This window comes from Naumannella huperziae (assembly GCF_054073625.1).
The window spans coordinates 1420038-1434746 of the sequence record NZ_JBSXPH010000001.1 but is presented as its reverse complement, the minus strand read 5'-3'; the positions used below and the strand labels follow the sequence as shown (position 1 = coordinate 1434746).

Annotated in this window: 14 protein-coding genes; 11 read left to right on the top strand and 3 right to left on the bottom strand. The window is 71.5% G+C overall.

Annotated features, from left to right (window positions below; translation table 11 throughout):
• Positions 1–56 precede the first annotated feature (56 nt).
• The 7 genes from ACXDC7_RS06840 to ACXDC7_RS06810 are packed head-to-tail and all read left to right on the top strand — an operon-like array spanning position 57 to position 7230.
• Positions 57–3065, top strand: coding sequence for a Na+/H+ antiporter subunit A (locus tag ACXDC7_RS06840; RefSeq protein WP_459221625.1), 3009 nt, complete (start codon positions 57–59; stop codon positions 3063–3065).
• Positions 3062–3592 (top strand): Na(+)/H(+) antiporter subunit C, encoded by a 531-nt coding sequence (locus tag ACXDC7_RS06835; RefSeq protein WP_459221624.1) that lies wholly within the window; start codon positions 3062–3064, stop codon positions 3590–3592. The genes ACXDC7_RS06840 and ACXDC7_RS06835 overlap by 4 nt, the downstream gene beginning before the upstream one ends.
• On the top strand, positions 3589–5121 hold the full coding sequence (locus tag ACXDC7_RS06830) for a Na+/H+ antiporter subunit D (protein WP_179444227.1): 1533 nt from the start codon (positions 3589–3591) through the stop codon (positions 5119–5121). The genes ACXDC7_RS06835 and ACXDC7_RS06830 overlap by 4 nt, the downstream gene beginning before the upstream one ends.
• Positions 5121–5717 (top strand): Na+/H+ antiporter subunit E, encoded by a 597-nt coding sequence (locus tag ACXDC7_RS06825; RefSeq protein ID WP_459221623.1) that lies wholly within the window; start codon positions 5121–5123, stop codon positions 5715–5717. Before ACXDC7_RS06830 ends, ACXDC7_RS06825 begins: the two co-directional genes overlap by 1 nt.
• On the top strand, positions 5714–6040 hold the full coding sequence (locus tag ACXDC7_RS06820) for a monovalent cation/H+ antiporter complex subunit F (protein ID WP_459221622.1): 327 nt from the start codon (positions 5714–5716) through the stop codon (positions 6038–6040). The genes ACXDC7_RS06825 and ACXDC7_RS06820 overlap by 4 nt, the downstream gene beginning before the upstream one ends.
• Positions 6037–6510 (top strand): monovalent cation/H(+) antiporter subunit G, encoded by a 474-nt coding sequence (mnhG, locus tag ACXDC7_RS06815; protein ID WP_459221621.1) that lies wholly within the window; start codon positions 6037–6039, stop codon positions 6508–6510. Before ACXDC7_RS06820 ends, mnhG begins: the two co-directional genes overlap by 4 nt.
• 9 nt (positions 6511–6519) lie before the next feature.
• A complete protein-coding gene (locus ACXDC7_RS06810) occupies positions 6520–7230 on the top strand; it encodes an SDR family oxidoreductase (protein WP_459221620.1) in 711 nt (236 codons plus the stop codon).
• 19 nt (positions 7231–7249) lie between these two features.
• Here ACXDC7_RS06810 and ACXDC7_RS06805 read toward each other — a convergent pair whose 3' ends face one another.
• Entirely contained in the window at positions 7250–8800 is a 1551-nt protein-coding gene (locus ACXDC7_RS06805; RefSeq protein WP_179444232.1) for an acyl-CoA carboxylase subunit beta, read from the bottom strand.
• Positions 8801–8822: 22 nt separating this feature from the next.
• Positions 8823–9992, bottom strand: a complete 1170-nt coding sequence (locus tag ACXDC7_RS06800; RefSeq protein WP_179444233.1) for an acyl-CoA dehydrogenase family protein — start codon at positions 9990–9992, stop codon at positions 8823–8825.
• Positions 9993–10052: 60 nt separating this feature from the next.
• Between ACXDC7_RS06800 and ACXDC7_RS06795 the strand changes: the two genes are divergently transcribed.
• Complete coding sequence (locus ACXDC7_RS06795) at positions 10053–10499, top strand: MerR family transcriptional regulator (RefSeq protein ID WP_179444234.1); 447 nt, start codon at positions 10053–10055, stop codon at positions 10497–10499.
• Here the strand turns inward: ACXDC7_RS06795 and ACXDC7_RS06790 are convergent.
• Complete coding sequence (locus ACXDC7_RS06790; protein WP_459221619.1) at positions 10447–11208, bottom strand: ArsR/SmtB family transcription factor; 762 nt, start codon at positions 11206–11208, stop codon at positions 10447–10449. The genes ACXDC7_RS06795 and ACXDC7_RS06790 overlap by 53 nt on opposite strands.
• Positions 11209–11273: 65 nt before the next feature.
• On the opposite strand from ACXDC7_RS06790, the gene ACXDC7_RS06785 reads away from it, so the two are divergent.
• The 3 genes from ACXDC7_RS06785 (at position 11274) to ACXDC7_RS06775 (ending at position 14634) form a co-directional block, all read left to right on the top strand.
• Positions 11274–12476, top strand: coding sequence for an MFS transporter (locus ACXDC7_RS06785; RefSeq protein WP_459221618.1), 1203 nt, complete (start codon positions 11274–11276; stop codon positions 12474–12476).
• Between the two features lie 47 nt (positions 12477–12523).
• Entirely contained in the window at positions 12524–12691 is a 168-nt protein-coding gene (gene rpmG / locus ACXDC7_RS06780; protein ID WP_179444236.1) for a 50S ribosomal protein L33, read from the top strand.
• A gap of 164 nt (positions 12692–12855) precedes the next feature.
• Positions 12856–14634, top strand: coding sequence for an acetyl/propionyl/methylcrotonyl-CoA carboxylase subunit alpha (locus ACXDC7_RS06775; RefSeq protein WP_459221617.1), 1779 nt, complete (start codon positions 12856–12858; stop codon positions 14632–14634).
• Positions 14635–14709 lie beyond the last annotated feature (75 nt).

The window sequence follows — 14709 nt, the reverse complement described above, 5'->3', positions numbered from 1 at the left end:
CCGGTCGTCACGCGATCCCCGGGGGCGTCCGAGAACCCGTCGACGAGAGGGCATCCGTGGCAGCGCTCATCGCCGTGCAGTTGGCGCTGGCCGCGCTCGCCCCCGCCCTCGTCCGAGTCCTGGGGCGGCGCGCGTACCTGCTGCTCGCGCTCGGCCCGCTCGTCGCATTCGTCTGGCTGGTCGCCCAGGCGCCCACCGTGCTGGCCGGGGGCTCGGTCGTCGAGTCGCTGCCGTGGATCCCGGCGCTCGGGATCGAGCTGTCGTTCCGGATGGGAACGCTGCAATGGGTGCTTGCCCTGCTGGTCTCCGGCGTCGGCGCGCTGATCCTGGCGTACTGCCGGTGGTACTTCACCACCGCGGATCCCGCGGCACGCACCGGTGCCGTGCTCACCGCGTTCGCCGGCGCCATGCTGGGTCTGGTTCTGGCCGACGACCTGATCGTGTTCTACATCTTCTGGGAGTTGACGACGGTCTTCTCGTACCTGCTGGTCGGCGGTCACAATCCCGGCCGCAGCGCGAACCGGCTGGCCGCCCTGACCGCGCTGATCGTGACCACCTTCGGTGGGCTGGCGATGCTGGTCGGGATCGTCATGCTCGGCGTCACCGCCGGCACGTTCCGGCTGTCCGGGGTGCTCGCATCCCCCGTCGTCCGCGCGGCCATCGACGACCCGGCCACGGCCTCGCCGATCGTGATCATCGCGGTGTTGTTGCTCCTGCTCGGCGCGCTGACCAAGTCCGCGCAGGTGCCCTTCCACTTCTGGCTGCCGGGCGCGATGGCGGCCCCGACGCCCGTCAGCGCGTACCTGCACGCGGCCGCGATGGTCAAGGCCGGCGTCTATCTGGTGGCGCTGTTGTCGCCGTTCTTCGCGGGTCTGCCCGGCTGGCGGGAGATCCTGCTCACGCTCGGCGCCGTGACCATGGTCCTCGGCGCGTTGCGCGCCCTGCGGCAACACGACATCAAGGTGCTGCTCGCCTACGGCACCGTCAGTCAGCTCGGCTTCCTGATGTTCATGAATGGCCTCGGCACCCGCTCGGCCATGCTGGCCGGCGTGGGCATGATCATCTCCCACGCCTTGTTCAAGTCGGCGCTGTTCCTGATCGTCGGGGTCGTCGACCGCAGCGCCGGCAGCCGCGACATCCGCGAGCTGTCCGGCGTCGGGCGGGCGATGCCCGTGGTGCTGGTGGCGTCGGTGCTCGCCGGAGCGTCGATGGCCGGTGTACCGCCGCTGATCGGCTTCACCACCAAGGAGAGCGCATTCGAGTCGCTGAGCTATCTGGTCGCGGGCTCGGACGGTACGCGGGTGCCGCCGCTGCCCGCGCTGGCGCTGACGGGCGCCCTGCTGTTCGGCTCGGCGCTCACGGTGGCGTACACGCTGCGGTTCCTCTGGGGCACCTTCGCCACCAAGAGCGCGGGCGAGGACGACTCCCCCGCCGACGGCCGCACCACCGCCTGCGCACCCCGCCCCGGCGGGTTCGTGGCGGCACCGTTGCTGCTGGCCGTCCTGTCGCTCGTCGGCGGCTTTCTCGGACCCCAACTGACCGCGGCACTCGAACCGTATGTCGCGCTGGGCCGGGTCGGCGAGCCGGGCCACGGGATCGCGCTCTGGCACGGATTCGGCGCGCCGCTGGCGATGTCGGCCGCCGTGCTGGTGGTCGGCGGCCTGTTGTTCTGGACCCGGGGACGCGTCGAGCAGATGCACGGCTCGCTGCCCCGGGTGCCGGAGGCCGCCGACGTCTACCGGCTGATCATGCGCGGCGTGGACCGGATCGCGGTCGAGACGACCGCGCTCACCCAGCGCGGCTCGCTGCCCAACTACCTCGGCACGATCCTCGTGGTGGTCATCGCCGGACCAGGCCTGGTGCTGGCCACCACCCAGGTCTTTCCCGACCGGTTCGTGATCGCCACCTCGGCCGCCCAGGTCGTGGTCGGCGTGCTGACGATCGCGGCCGCGGTGATCGCCGCGAATGCGCGCGGCCGGATGAAGGCGGTGGTCGCGGTCGGCGTGGTCGGCTACGGGGCGGCGTTGCTGTTCCTGCTGCACGGCGCCCCGGATCTGGCGCTGACCCAGGTCCTGGTGGAGACCGTGACGCTCGTCGTGCTGGTCCTGGTGATGCGCAAGTTGCCCCGCTCCTTCACCCATCGCCCGCGCAGCTCGGCCCGCTGGTGGCGAATCGCGGTGGCCGGCACGGCGGGCGTGGTGGTCGGCGGAATCGCCTTCTATGCCGCCGGTTCCAGGACCGCGGCGCCCGTCTCGGAGACCTACCCGACCTATGCCTACGAGTTCGGCTACGGCGACAACATCGTCAACATCACCCTGGTCGACATCCGCTCCTGGGACACCCTCGGCGAGATCGCCGTGCTCGCGGTGGCCGCCACGGGCGTGGCCAGCCTGATCTTCCTGCGTACCCGCAATGCGCGGCTGACCACACCGGACCGGACCCGGGCGACTCGGCGCGAGCGGCGTCGGCGCGCCGCACAGGGGCCGACGGTCTGGCTGCGCGGCGGCGTCGCCTTGTCGCCGGCCAACCGATCGGTCGTCTTCGAGGTCGTCACCCGGCTGCTGTTCGGGGTGATGATGGTCGTCTCGATCTACTTCCTGATCGCGGGCCACAACGACCCCGGCGGCGGGTTCGCGGGCGGCCTGGTCGCCGGCCTGGCCCTGGCGATCCGCTACCTGGCGGGCGGCCGCGACGAGCTGGACGAGGCCGCGCCGGTGAACGCGGGCACGGTCCTCGGGAGCGGCCTGCTGCTCGCCGGGGCGAGCGTGTTGGCGCCGGCGCTGTGGGGCGGCCGGATCGGCCAGTCCTACAAGATCGACCTGACCATCGAGCCGCTGATCTCGGTGGCCACCCCGTTCGGGCAGTTGCCGATCCTCGGCGAGCCCTATCTGGTCACGTCGATGATCTTCGACATCGGCGTCTACCTGGTGGTGGTCGGCGTGATGCTGGATCTGATCCGCAGCCTCGGCTCGGGGATCGACCAGCACGAGGCCGAGGACAACACCCCCGGCCCGCGCACCACCGGGCCGCGGGCCTATGCGGCCAGCCTGGAGGGTGATCGATGATCAATCCCGACATGGCGCCCAACCTGACCCTGGTCATCTGTGGCGCCGCGCTGTTCGCGGCCGGCGCCTATCTGATGCTGGAGCGGTCGCTGACCCGGATCCTGATCGGCCTGTTGATTGCCGGCAACGGGATCAATCTGTTGTTCCTGGTGGCCTCCGGGCGAGGCGGCGGCGCGCCGCTGATCGGGCGTACCCCGGCGGAGGAGATGAGCGATCCGCTGCCGCAGGCGATGGTGCTGACCGCGATCGTGATCACCCTCGGTACGGCCGCGTTCGTGCTCACCCTGGCCTACCGCAGCTTCCAGCTCGACGGCAATGACGAGGTGCCCGACGATGTCGAGGATGCCCAGATCCGGCGCCTGGCCCGGGCCGATCTTGCTTCCCAGTCCTTCGACGAGCCCGACTCCTCGCTGCCCTCGGAGGACGAGCGGGTGATCGTCTCCGAGGAGCCGCCCCCCGAGGACGATGAGCCCGAGAACGACGAGCCCGAGAACGACGAGGACCCGGCGAAGGAGGACGAGCGGTGAACAATCTGCTTCCGCTGCCGGTCCTGCTGCCGCTGCTGGGCGCCGGCCTGGCGCTGGCGCTGAGCCGCTGGCCGCGGGCCCAGCGCGCCGTCTCCGTGGTGGTCCTGCTGGCCGTGCTGATCATCGAGGGATTCCTGATCGGGATCACCGACCGGACCGGACCGATGTCGCTGTGGATCGGCGCCTGGCCCGAGCCGCTCGGCCTGGCCCTGGTGATCGACCGCTTCTCGGCGCTGATGTTGTTCGTCTCCTCGCTGGTCGCGTTCACCGTGCTGGTGTTCTCGATCGGCACCGACCTCGAGGCCCGCAAGCGCGAGACGCCGGTCTCGATTTACCACCCGACCTTCCTGGTGCTCGCGGCGGGCGTCTCGGCCGCGTTCAGTTCCGGCGACCTGTTCAACCTGTTCGTCGGGTTCGAGATCTTGCTGTTCGCCTCCTATGTGCTGCTCACCCTCGGCGGCACCGGCGAGCGGGTCCGCGCCGGCAGCACCTATGTCGTGGTCAACCTGATGTCCTCGTTGCTCTTCCTGATCGCGATCGCGGTCGTCTATGCCGCGACCGGCACGGTCAACTTCGCGCAGTTGTCGCTGCGCTTCGCCGAGCTGCCGGGACCGCTGCAACTGATCCTGCAGTTGCTGTTGCTGGTGGTGTTCTCGATCAAGGCCGCGGTCTTCCCGCTCTCGGCGTGGCTGCCGGACTCCTACCCGACCGCGCCCGCGCCGGTCACCGCCGTCTTCGCGGGATTGCTGACCAAGGTCGGCGTGTACGCCATCATCCGTACCCAGACCACGCTGTTCCCCGACTCGCCGCTGACCGTGCCGCTGATGTGGGCTGCGCTGCTGACGATGATCGTCGGCATCCTCGGGGCGGTCGCCCAGTCCGAGATCAAACGAATGCTGTCCTTCACCCTGGTCAGCCACATCGGCTACATGATCTTCGGGGTCGCGCTCGCCTCCGTGGCCGGGTACGCCGGCGCGATCTTCTACACCGCCCATCACATCACCATCCAGACCACCCTGTTCCTGGTCACCGGGCTGATCGAGCGGCGCGGCGGCAGCACCTCGCTGAACCGGCTCGGCGGCCTCGCCGCCCTGTCGCCGGTGCTCGGGGTGTTGTTCTTCGTGCCGGCGATGAACCTCGCCGGCATCCCGCCGCTGTCGGGCTTCGTCGGCAAGGTGGGCCTGCTCGGCGCCGGAGTGGCCAACGGCACGCCGTTGGCGTACCTGCTCGTCGCCGGAGGCGTCCTGACCAGCCTGCTCACCCTGTACGCGATGGCCAAGGTCTGGAATCGCGCGTTCTGGCGCGAGGTGCCCGAGGAGGTCCGCACCGGCGGGGCGTCGCTGACGATCCGGCGCCGCGGGGTACGCCTGCCGCTCGGGATGGTGGTGACCGCGGGCTTCCTGGTGCTGGTCGGCCTCGGGATCACCTTCATCGCGGGACCCCTCTACGGCTACTCCGAGCGCGCCGCACAGGACCTGCTCGCGGTCACGCCGTACCTGGAGTCCGTCCTCCCCCCGGGGGTGCGCTGATGAGCGAACGGGAGCCGAACACCGACCCGGCGAACCCGGCGCTGCCGCCGCGGCGCAGCGGATTGCAGTGGCGCACGATTCTGGCGCTGGCGATCGTCTGGATGGTGCTGTGGGGCGACCTGTCGATCTTCGCCGCGCTGATGGGCCTGCTGGTCGGCCTGATCATCACGCTGGCATTCCCGATGCCACCGGTACGCTTCGCCGGCCGCTTCCGGCCGTTGCGGGTGGCGTGGCTGCTGGTGCGGCTGCTCGGATCGCTGACCGTGGCCAGCATCGACGTGATCCGCGCGATCCTGCGACCCGGACCCCCGTTGCACAGCGGCATCATCCGGGTGCCGCTGCGCGTCGATGACGACCTGTACGAGGCGCTGGTCAGCGAGCTGGCCTCGTTGGTCCCCGGGTCGTTGGTGATCGAGGCCCGGCGGTCGAACCGCACCCTCTATCTGCACGTCCTCGAGGCCACGTCGGCAGACGACCTGGCACAGGCGCGGCTCCAGGTGCGGCGCGCCGAGGATGCGGTGCTGGCGGCATTCGGCAGCCGCGAGGAGCAGGCCGCTATCCGGCAATCGCCCGGCGACGAGGAGGAGGCCCCATGATCGTCACGGTGATCATCGCGGTGGCCGCCGCGATGCTGAGCGCCGCCGCCGTGCTCACCCTGTTCCGGCTGGCCCGGGGACCGGGCACCCTCGACCGGGTGGTCGCCGGCGATGTGGTGATCGCGATCCTGATCTGCGGCCTCGCGCTGGAAGCGGCGCTGAATCGGCACGTCACCACGCTGCCCGTCATCCTCGTGCTCGCGCTGCTCGGCTTCGCCGGCTCGCTGAGCGTCGCCCGGTTCGCCGCCGACCGCGACCAGGCGATCTCCTGGCGCGATCCCGACGGTGGCAACGAGGGCCGCGGCTGGGAGGACCAGCGATGAACGCCGTCCTCGACATCGCCGGCGCCCTGCTGTTGCTCGCCGGTTCCTTCCTCTGCCTGACCGCGGCCATCGGGCTGGTCCGGCTACCGGACGTGCTGACCCGGATGCACGCGGCCACCAAGCCCCAGACTCTCGGCCTACTGTGCGTGCTCGCCGGGCTCGGCCTGACCTTGCGCGAACCGCGGGTGATCGGCGTGATGGTGCTGGCGATGCTGCTGCAACTGGCGACCGCGCCGGTGGCGGCGCACATGGTCGGGCGGACCGCGTACCGCACGCATCAGTTCCGCGACGATCTGCTGGACGTCGACGACCTGGCCGAGGACCTGTCCCGGGCCGGCTTCGAGCTGGTGGAAACGCCCGTCGACGAGCCCGCCGGGGACGGCGAGACCGCGCCCACCCACGATCCCGAGCGGCATCGCACCAGTTGGCGCCCCGCGGGCCGTGACGGCGCCGACGACCCAGCCGGTTAGGTTGGAACCATGACTGCGACGGCACGCGACACGTCTCGACCCACCGCGCTCGTCACCGGGGGCACCCGCGGCATCGGGCTGGCCATTGCCCGCGATCTGGGCCGCGATCACCACGTGCTGATCGGCGGGCGCGACCCCGAGGCGGCGGCACGGGTCGCCGCCGAGCTGCCCGATGCCGGCGTCTTCGTCGCCGACCTGGCCGACGAAGAGTCCACGCGGCAAGCTGCTGCCGCGATCGACCGGCTCGACGTGCTGGTGCACTCGGCCGGAATCTCGAACCTGGCGATCGTCGAGGACGCCAGCCGCGAGGACTGGCGAACGATCATGGAGTTGAACGTGATCGCGGTCGCCGACCTGACCCGCGACCTGCTGCCGGCCCTGCGGGCCGCGGGCGGCCAGGTGATCATGATCAACTCGGGGTCCGGGCTGATGGCCGGCCGCGGCGGGGCGATGTACTCGGCCTCGAAGTTCGCGCTGACGGCACTGACCGACTCGCTGCGCGAACAGGTCCGCGGCGAGGTGCGGGTGGCGAGCATCCATCCGGGGCGGGTCGACACCGACATGCAACGAGAGATCCAGCACCAGCGAGGAAATACCGGCTACCGGGGCGATGAGTACCTGCGCCCGGAGTCCGTCGCGGCCGCCGTCCGCGCCGCGGTCGATGCCTCTCCCGACGCGATGATCGAGTCGGTCTCGATCCGCCCTGTATACACCGGCTGAGCCGGGTCGGCCGCCCGGATCAGACGGGGGGTACGCCGTGCCGGCGCTGGGAGAAGTGCCGGTCCTTGCCGGCCGCGGCGGCGAACCGCGCAACCAGCTCGGCGCGTACCTCCGCCGGCTCGATGATCGCGTCGATCACCAGGTCGCTGGCCAGCCGGAGGATGTCGATATCGGCCTCATACTCGGTGCGCAGCCGTTCGACATAGGCCTCGCGCTCGGCATCGTCGGCGATCGCGTTGATCTTGTTGGCATAAACGGCATTGATCGCCGCCTCCGGGCCCATCACGGCGATCTTCGCGGTCGGCAGCGCCAGCGTGGCATCCGGGCCGAAACCGGGTCCGCTCATGGCGTACAGCCCGGCCCCGTAGGCCTTGCGGACGATCAGCGAGACGGTCGGCACCGTTGCCTCGGAGACGGCGGTGATCATCTTTGCGCCGTGCCGGATGATGCCCTGGCGCTCGACGGCCGAGCCGATCATGAAACCGGGCACATCGGCGAGATAGAGCAACGGGACGTTGAAGGCATCGCACTCGAGAATGAACCGCGCGGCCTTGTCGGCGGAGTCGACGAACAGCACGCCACCCTTCACCGCGGGCTGGTTGGCGACGATGCCGATCACGCGACCCTCCAGCAGCCCGAATCCGACCACCAGCTCGGGCGCGAACAGCGGCTTCACCTCGAAGAAGCTGTCGGCATCGACGATCGCCTCGATCACGGTGTGCACGTCATAGCCGGCCGACTCCTCGGCCGGCACCAGATCGGCGGCGAACTCCCGCGCCGGCGGCTCGGGCGCATAGACCGGCGGCTCGGCGCGCCAGTTCTCCGGCAGATAGGAGAAGTACGCCTTCGCCTGCTCGATCGCATCGGCGTCGTCGGTGGCGAGCTGGTCGCCGCAGCCGGACACCGAGGCGTGCATCCGCGCGCCGCCCATCTCCTCCAGCGTCACCTTCTCTCCGACCACCATCTCGGCCATCCGGGGCGAGCCGAGATACATCGACGCATTGCCCTCGACCATGATCACCAGATCGCAGAACGATGGGATGTAGGCACCGCCGGCCGCCGACGGGCCGAACAGGCAGCAGATCTGTGGCACCTTGCCGGACAGGGCGACCTGGTTGTGGAAGATCCGGCCCGCACCGCGGCGGCCCGGGAACAGCTCCACCTGATCGGTGATCCGGGCACCCGCGGAATCGATGAACCAGAACACCGGGAGTTCGTCGCGCAGCGCGGTCTCGGTCACCCGGATGATCTTCTCCACCGTCCGGGCACCCCACGAGCCCGCCTTCACCGACGGGTCGTTGGCCACCACGAGCGCGGGGCGTCCGGCGACCAGGCCGCGGCCGGTGACGACGCCGTCGGCCGGCAGGTTGCCCGCCGCCGCGTTCGCGAGCTGGCCGTCCTCGACGAAGGTTCCGTCGTCGAACAACAGCGCGAGCCGGTCGCGGACGAAGAGCTTGTTCTGGTCGGCGAGCTTGGCGGCGGCCTTCTCCGACGGGGCAAGGGTGGCCTCCCGCGCCGACCGGATCATCGCGTCGTCGCTGATCACCGGGGACTGACTGTCCTCACTCATGCGCTCATCCTTCCACCCGGCATCACTCGACGGGCAGCCCGAGGCCGCGGGCGATCAGCAGCCGCTGCACCTCCGACGTGCCCTCGCCGATCTCCAGGATCTTGGCATCGCGGTAGAACCGGGCGACCGGATACTCCTCCATGAACCCGTAGCCGCCGAAGACCTGGGTCGCGATCCGGGTCGCCGTGACGGCCATCTCCGTGGTCTGCAGCTTGGTGATCGCGGCGGCCCGCTTGAATGCCGCGGCGTCGGCCCCGGCGTCCTTCATCCGGGCCGCGGAATAGACCAGCGTGTGCGCGGTGTGGGCCATCGCGTCAAGATCGGCGAGCTGGAAGGCCACCCCCTGCTTCGCCCCGATCGGTACACCGAAGGTCGTGCGCTGCCCCGCATGGGCCACGGCAAGATCGCGACACGCCCGGATGCAGCCGAGCGCCAGCGCGCTGATCGCCACCCGGCCGTCGTCGAGCGTCGCCAGGAACTGCGCGAAGCCGCGTCCCCGGGTGCCGAGCAGATGATCTTCGCTGACCCGGGCGTCGGTGAAGGTCAGCGGATGGGTGTCCGAGGCATACCACCCCAGCTTGCGGTACGCCGGCTCGACGGTGAAGCCGGGCGTACCCGACGGGACCATGATCGTCGACAGCTCCGCCCGGCCGTCCTCACGGGTGCCGGTACGCGCGGTCACCGTCACCACCGACGTGATCGGCGTACCCGAATTGGTGATGAACTGTTTGCCGCCGTTGATCACCCATTCGCCGTCGACCAGCTCGGCCCGGGTACGCGTGGCGCCGGCATCGGAGCCGGCCTCGGCCTCGGTCAGCCCGAAGCCGGCGAGCGCGCGGCCGGCGATCAGGTCGGGCAGCCAGCGCGCCTTCTGCTCGTCGGTGCCGAAGGCCGCGATCGGATTGATGCCCAGGCCGACGCCCGCCTCCAGGGTGATCCCGACCGATTGGTCGGCGCGGCCCAGCTCCTCGATGGCGATGCACAGGCTGGTGAAGTCGCCCGAGCCGCCGTAGGCCTCGGGCGCGTTCAGCCCGAACAGGCCCATGGCGCCCATCTTGCGCACGGCCTCCAGCGGGAAGTGGTGCTCGCGGTCCCAGCGTTCGGCATGGGGGGCGATCTCGGCGTCGGCGAAGGCGGCGACCGCGGCGCGGAACTCGCGGTGCTCGGCAGATTGCAGCAGGTCGGACGACATCGTCACTCCTCGTGGGCCGGCTCGGCGGTTGCTCGGTGACGCTTACGTTAACGTAAGCCCATGGCCGCGCGCACCTGGAGCATCTCCGAGCTCGCCGAGGAGTTCGACACGACGCTGCGGACCATCCGGTTCTACGAGGACAAGGGCCTGCTCGCCCCGCGCCGCGAGGGGCAGCGGCGGATCTACGGCGAGCGGGAGCGGGTACGCCTGCGCCTGGTCCTGCGCGGCAAGCGGCTGGGCTTCGCCCTCGACGAGATCGCCCGGATCGTCGACATGTACGACTCCGCGCCGGGCGAGGCGGGCCAGTTGCGCTACCTGCTGGCCGAGATCGCCGAGCGGCGCGCCGAGCTGGAGTCCCGGCGCGCCGACATCGACACCACGCTGGCCGAGTTGGCCGAGGTGGAGGCGCGCTGCCGCGCCGATCTCGCCGAGCTGGGTCGCTCCGGCGCCGAGGTCAGGAGAGTTCGCCCAGCAGCTCGGTCAGGGCCCCCTCGCCGGACTCGGTGATCACGACCTCCCGGGGTCGGGGGCCGGAGGCGATCCAGCCCCGGCCACGGACGGCGTCCAGCAGCGCGGCACCGAGGCCGCCGCCGAGGTGGTGGCGCTGTTCGGTCCAGTCCAGGCAACTCCGGATCGGCTCCCGCCTGGCCGCGCAGACCACGGGAAGATCGACGCCCCAGCGCCGGAAGCCTTGCTCCGCGCGGGGGCCGAGCGCCCACGGCGCCTTCGCCACCACCGCGGACAACCGCTCGCCCGGCGCCCGCTCCAGTCCGTCGGTCCCGTCGGTGCGAACCAGGGCGCCGTCACGGACCAGCGCGGCGAGCACCGCCGTGCCGAGCCGTCCCGCGAGATGGTCATAGCAGGTACGCGCGGCGCGCAGCCGGGCCGCCCGGGTGTGACCGCGCAACGAGGCCACGGGCGGCAGGCCGGCGAGCACCGAGAGCGACTCGATGACCCGGGCCACCTCGGGCCCGGCGAGCCGATAGAACCGGAAGCGGCCCGAGGCCTCGACCTCGACCACGCCCGCGGCGGTCAGCCTGGCCAGATGTCCGCTCACCGTGGAGGCCGACACCCCGGCCTCGGCGGCCAGTCGCGAGGCCGGCAATCGCCGCCCGTCGAGCAGCGCCGACAACAACCTGGCCCGGGAGCGGTCGGCGAACAGCGCGGCGATCGGCGCAATGTCGGGGCTCAACGGGTCCGGGGCTGGTGCACTCACCCCGCCATTGTGCTGCGCCGACGCTTCGGCGCCCGGCGAAGACTCCGCCCGATGAACTGGGCCACATGCCGTCCCCCACCACCGCGCCGCCGGGCGCCCGACGCGGCCTCACGCTGGCCACGATCTGCGTACCGATGTTCCTCGTGCTGCTCGACGTGACGATCGTCAATGTCGCGCTGCCGGAGCTGGGCGCCGACCTCGCGCTCGCCCAGCCGGCGCTGGCCATCGACGCCTACACCCTGCCGCTCGCCGCGGCCCTGCTGCCGGCCGGCTGGGCCAGCGACCGGCTGGGTCCGCGCCGGCCGCTGGTCGCCGGGCTAGCGGTCTTCGGCGCGGCGTCGCTGGCGTGCGCGCTGGCTCCCGGCGCCGCGGTGCTGCTGGCGGGGCGCGTCGGTCAGGGGCTCGGCGCGGCCGCGATGCTGCCCGCCGGGCTCGCGGTGCTGCAGCACGACTGGGCCGGGCCCGCCCGGGCGCGGGCGCTCGGCATCTGGTCGGGCGTCTCGGCCGCCGGCACCGCCCTCGGCCCGGGCCTGGGCGGGCTGCTCACGGGCCTGGCCGGCTGGCGGATGATCTTCTTGATCAACCTGGCGCCGCTCGCGCTCGCGCTGGTCGGTGCGGTCGTCCTGGTCCGCGATCCGCGCGGGGGCGAGGAGCCGGCCGGCCGGCGCGTGCTGCCCGGCCGGCTCGCGGCGGCCAGCGTTGCCGCGTTCGCCATGAACACCGTCGGCAACGGCACCTTGCTGACGATCACCTGGCTCGCCCAGCGCGCGTACCGGCTGCCGGTCGCGGCCGGCGGCGCGCTGCTGCTCGTCGCGACCGTGCCGTTCGCGGCGCTCTCCCCGCTCGGCGGCCGGGCGCTCGCCCGGTTCGGGCCGCGGGTGATGATCATGGTCGGATTCGTGACCGGAGCGGCGATGCTGGCCAGCCTGTACGCCGCCACCCCGGGCGCGGACTGGCCCGCGCTGATGCCTCCCCTGCTCGGGGTGGGCGTGGCGCTGGCGGCACTGACGCCGGCGATCGTCGCCGCCGGGCTCGCCGCGCTGCCTGGGCGCCCCGGCCTGGCCGGCGGCATCGGCAACACCTGCCGCCAGCTCGGCACCTCGTTCGGGGTGGCGCTCGCGGGCGTGCTGGTCGCCTCCGCCGACACCCCCGGGGCGATCGCCGCGGGCGCGCACCGCTTCGCCACCGTGGCGATCGTCGCGTGGCTGCTCGGTGCGGCGGTCGTCGCGGTCGGCCTGCGCGCGCCGGGCGTACCCGCACCGGAATAGCCGCGCCCCGCCCGGCGTTGATCAACTCAGAACCGCGAGGAGGAACCATGGCCAAGCGAAACGAACTACGCCCGGTGATCAAGCTGCGCTCGACCGCCGGCACCGGCTACACCTACGTGACGCGCAAGAACCGGCGCAACGACCCCGACCGGCTGCGGATCCGCAAGTTCGACCCGGTCGCCGGCCGGCACGTGGAGTTCGCGGAGCAGCGCTGACGCGCTGACGGAGTTCGCGGAGCAGCGCTGACGCGCTGACGGAGTTCGCGGAGCAGCGCTGACCGATGCGCAGCGTCCGGCCGGGCCCGCCCGGCCGGACGTGACCCGGGCCATGACCGGCCATAGACTCCCCCACTGGGCACGGACGCCCGATCACAGGAGGAGTGCACATGGCCATCAGCAAGGTCCTCGTCGCCAACCGGGGTGAGATCGCCGTCCGGGTGATCCGGGCGGCCCGCGATGCCGGACTGGCCAGTGTCGCCGTCTATGCCGAGCCCGATGCCGACGGCCTGTTCGTCCAGCTCGCCGACGAGGCGTACGCCCTCGGGGGTGCGACCCCCGGCGACTCCTACCTCGACATCGCCAAGATCCTCGACGCCGCGCAGAAGTCCGGCGCCGATGCCGTGCACCCCGGCTACGGATTCCTCGCCGAGAATGCCGACTTCGCCCAGGCGGTGATCGATGCGGGGCTGACCTGGATCGGCCCGCCGCCGGCCGCCATCGACTCCCTCGGCGACAAGGTCAAGGCCCGCCACATCGCCGAGAAGGTCGGCGCGCCCCTGGTTCCCGGCACGCCGGACCCGGTCGCCGATGCCGACGAGGTCGTCGCCTTCGCCGAGCAGCACGGTCTGCCGATCGCGATCAAGGCCGCCTACGGCGGTGGCGGCCGCGGCATGAAGGTGGCCCGCCGGCCCGGGGAGATCCGCGAGCTGTTCGAGTCCGCGACCCGCGAGGCCACCGCGGCGTTCGGGCGCGGCGAGTGCTTCGTCGAGCGCTATCTCGACCGGCCCCGGCACGTGGAGACCCAGTGTTTGGCCGATTCGCACGGCAATGTGGTCGTCGTCTCCACCCGCGACTGCTCGCTGCAACGCCGCTACCAGAAGCTGGTCGAGGAAGCACCCGCGCCGTTCCTCAGCGATGATCAACTTGCCACGCTCTACGACTCGTCGAAGGCGATCCTGCGCGAGGCCGGTTATGTCGGCGCCGGCACCTGCGAGTTCCTGGTCGGCACCGACGGCACCATCTCCTTCCTGGAGGTGAACACGCGCCTGCAGGTCGAGCATCCCGTCTCCGAGCAGGTGACCGGGCTCGATCTGGTCCGCGAGATGTTCCGGATCGCCGACGGCGAGGAGCTCGGCTACGACGACCCGGCATCGACCGGCCACTCGATCGAGTTCCGGATCAACGCAGAGGAACCCGCCAACAACTTCATGCCCGCGCCCGGCACCCTGACCGACTGGCGCGCCCCCGGCGGGCCCGGGGTCCGGGTCGACGAGGGCTATGTCGCGGGAATGACGGTGCCCGGCGCCTTCGACTCGCTGGTCGCCAAGCTGATCGTCACGGGCGCCGATCGCGAGCAGGCGCTGGCCCGTTCCCGCCGGGCGCTGGACGAGATTGTGGTTGCCGGCATGCCCACGGTGGTGCCCTTCCACCGCGCCGTCCTCGACGACCCGGCGTTCACCGCCGCCGACGGCGACTTCGCCGTGCACACCCGCTGGATCGAGACGGAGTGGGACAACCAGCTCGATGCCTACGCCGGGCCGAGCGGCGAGGCCCCCGAGGCCGAGGAGAAGACGGCCGTGCTGGTCGAGGTCAACGGCAAGCGGATCGAGGTACGCCTGCCGGCCGGTCTGTCCGTCGGCCCGGCCGGTGGCGGCGGGGCCGCCGCCCGCCGACCCACCCGCCGGCGCGGTGGCGGGGCGGCGGCCGCCTCGTCCTCCAGCGAGGCGCTGGCCAGCCCGATGCAGGGCACGATCGTCAAGGTGAACGTCGCCGACGGCGACACGGTGAGCCAGGGCGATCCAGTGGTCGTGCTCGAGGCGATGAAGATGGAGCAACCCCTGGCCGCGCATCGCGATGGCGTGATCCGCAAGCTGGCGGCCGAGGTCGGCCAGACCGTGAGCAGCGGCGCCGTCGTGTGCGAAATCGTCGACCCCGAGTGACGTCAACCACTCAGTCTCACACAAGCATCCGGCCGAGAACACAAAGAATGTGCTGAAAATGCCTGCCCGGTGTGT